We start from the raw sequence: 3,255 nt of genomic DNA, 5'->3' as shown, positions 1-3,255 counted from the left end.
TACTGGCCGAGGGGCGGCGCGATAGCCGCCGGTGCGGCGATCGGGTTCGTCGCCGCCGCAACAGCCGCCAGTTGGGCGGGCGCGGCACCAGCCCCTGGCATGTGCTGGTACTACACCGACCCATCGCGGACACAGGGCTTCTGGGACTACTGCCCGTAGGGACGTGATGAACGTGGGAGATGCGATATGACGGGACACATTCGCAAAGCCGGCCTCGCGACCGCGCTAGCCATGGCGGGTCTCACCGCTCAGCCTGCACTTGCCGATTCCGGCGGCGTCAGCTTCTGGCTTCCGGGCATCTTCGGTAGCCTAGCGGCCGTGCCGGTGACGCCGGGATGGGCTTATTCGACGATCTATCTCCATCTGCATGAGAAAGCAGGCGGCGGGCAGAACTTCGTCACCAGCGGCGGCATACCCGGCTCCGTGACCGCCGGCCTCAACGCACATGCCGATGCGCTGGTCATGGGCATCACCTACACCTCGCCGATGCCCGTACTTGGCGGTCAGGCCGCCTTCACGCTGCTCACCGCGCCCGGCAATATCGGCGTCGGCATCGACGCGACGCTGACCGGTCCCCGCGGCAACACGCTCTCCGGGACAGCCACCGACAACCGCACCACGCTGACCGACGTCTTCTACCAGGGCACGCTCAAGTGGAATCAGGGCGTCCACAACGAACTGGTCTACATCACCGGCAACATCCCGAGCGGCACCTATGATTCCACCCGGCTTGCGAATCTGAGCTTCGGCTTTCCCGCGATCGACGCCGGCGTCGGCTACACCTATCTCGACCCGAAGACCGGGCACGAGTTCTCGATCGTCGGCGGCCTAACCTACAGTTTCATGAACGGAGCCCTTCAGTACCAGAACGGCATCGACTTCCACGTCGACTGGGCGGCCTCGCAGTTCGTGAGCAAGAACATCCATATCGGCATCGCCGGCTACTTCTTCCAGCAGCTCACAGACGATAGCGGTCCGGGCGCCAAGCTCGGCGGGTTCAGGGGGCAGTCGGTCGGAATCGGCCCGCAGATCGGGTTCATGATCCTGATGTCCGACGGCTACCAGGGCTACCTCAATGTCCGAGGCTACAAGGACTTGGAGGTCGAGAATCGGCCGAAGAGCTGGTCGACCTGGGTCACCTTCTCGGTGTCGCCGGCGGCACCCGGGCCGGTTGCGACCAAACCCGCCGTCCGCAAGTACTGAAGCAGCCTTCAAAACAACTGCAATGACGGGCGACCGGACCAGCAAGCGCGAATTTCGCATCGGCTTCCAGACATCGATCATCACGGTGTTTGTTGGCGTCGTTCTGCTTGTGGGCCTGACGCTGGTCTATCTCAGCTTCGAGCGCGTGACGGTCATCACGAAAGCAGCGGCCTCCGGCTTCATCGAGAAAGTGGCGCAGCTTGGCGCCGACCACGTCGACGAGCAGTTCAAGAATGTCCGCGACAATCTCGACATCCTGTCCGGTCTGCCGCCAATCCAGGAAGCCGACATCGCCGACAATTCGCGGCTGTACAGCCTGATGGCTGCGATGCTTCGCAACAACCCGCAGCTCTTCAATCTCTACGTCGGCTATGAGGACGGCTCGTTCATCGAGATGGACGTGATCGACCGCGCCAAGCCGGCGTTCAGGGCAAGCCTGAAGGTCGATCAGGATGCCGCATTCCGGCTAGTTTTGATCGCGCGCACGGGGGGCGCCGCACCGGTCACGCAATTTCTTTCCGAGAACCTCATTCAGGTCGATGAGGTTCCCGGCCCCACCGGCTACGACCCGCGGCAGCGGCCCTGGTATGTCGAGGCGTTCAAGACCGACAAGACCCTGCTGACCGGCCCCTATGTCTTCTATGCCACCGGCGAGCCCGGCTACACGCTGCGAATACCGCTCAGGGAGGGCCGGCGCGGCGTCGTCGCAGGTGACGTGCTGCTCAACCGGTTCGAGGACATGCTGGCGCAGCAGAAATTAGGGCCATCGGGGCTCGCCTTCCTGTTCAACGATGCCGAGCGCATCGTCGCCCATCCCGAGATGGATCGGCTGATGGCGGAGATTCCCGAAAGGCAGGACGACTTGCCACAACTGGGTGCGCTCAAACTGCCTGCTCTGGTGCCGGTCATCCGGTCCTGGCGGAGCGATGGTCCCGCCCAGCAATTCTTCGCCGACGCCTCTGGCCGGACCTATGTCGCGGCGGTCCACCGGCTCGATACGGCCGGCTCGGCCAACGTTCGACTCGCGATGATCGCGCCGCTCGATGAATTCTACGCCCGGATCATCAACGAGCGCCGCACGCTGTTCGCGCTGGCGCTGGCCTTCGTCGGCGCCACGCTTCCATTTGCGTTCTGGCTGGGGTCGCTGATGGCGCAGCCGCTGCGCAAGATCGTGCAGCAGACCGACGAGATCCAGCGTTTCGAAATCGCGGAACGACCGCGCATCCATTCCGCCATCGCCGAGATCGAGGAGCTCGGCCGCTCGGTGTTCACCATGCGTAGCGTGGTGCGCAGCTTTGCGAGCTTCATTCCCCGCCAGATCGTACGGCAGCTGATCGAGACCGGCTCCTCCCTCAGACTCGGCGGCACGAGGCGCGAGGTGACGGTGCTGTTCACCGATGTCGCCGACTTCACCGCCAAGACCGAGCGGGCCGATCCATCCCAGGTCATGATCTACACGTCGCGCTATTTCGCTGCGCTCTCGGACGAGATCATGCGGCATCAGGGCACAGTCGATAAATACATCGGCGATGCCTTGATGGCGCTCTGGAACGCACCTTCGGACGATCCCGATCACACCGTCAACGCCTGCCGCGCAGTTCTGGCGTGTCTGGCCGCGAACGACGCCCTTAATGGAGAGTTTCGGTACGAGGGCTGGCCGCCCTACGATACGCGTTTCGGCCTGCATGTGGGCGACGCCGTGGTCGGCAATATAGGCTCTAGCGACCGGATGAACTACACGGCGCTCGGCGCCACCATAAACCTGGCGTCACGGCTCGAAGGCCTCAACAAGAATTATGGTACGCGCGTGCTGGTCAGCGCCGCCGTGCGCGCGCGTGTCGGCAACGCATTTCTATTCCGCAGCGTCGACAGCATCGTTCCGAAGGGGTTTGCCGAACCGATCGAGGTTAGCGAGTTGCGCGGCGAGCGTGCACTGGCCAGTGAGGCCGAGACGACCATGTGCCAGCGCTGGGACGAGGTTTTTGCGGCGATCGTCCAGGATGGCGACGCGGAGACGACCCTGGTCCGACTCTCCGGCTTCCTGCACGACCA

2 protein-coding genes are annotated in these 3,255 nt (G+C 63.7%); both read left to right on the top strand.

Annotation, left to right across the window (positions count from 1 at the left end; translation table 11 throughout):
• The first annotated feature begins 186 nt into the window (after positions 1–186).
• A complete protein-coding gene (locus tag SE92_RS02675; RefSeq protein ID WP_063194345.1) occupies positions 187–1,203 on the top strand; it encodes a SphA family protein in 1,017 nt (338 codons plus the stop codon).
• Between the two features lie 22 nt (positions 1,204–1,225).
• Positions 1,226–3,255: adenylate/guanylate cyclase domain-containing protein (locus tag SE92_RS02670; protein WP_063203310.1), on the top strand; the 2,030-nt coding region annotated here is incomplete at its 3' end.

Source organism: Bradyrhizobium sp. AT1 (assembly GCF_001590795.1).
Taxonomy (GTDB): Bacteria; Pseudomonadota; Alphaproteobacteria; order Rhizobiales; family Xanthobacteraceae; genus Bradyrhizobium.
This window is presented reverse-complemented; position numbering and strand designations above follow the sequence as displayed.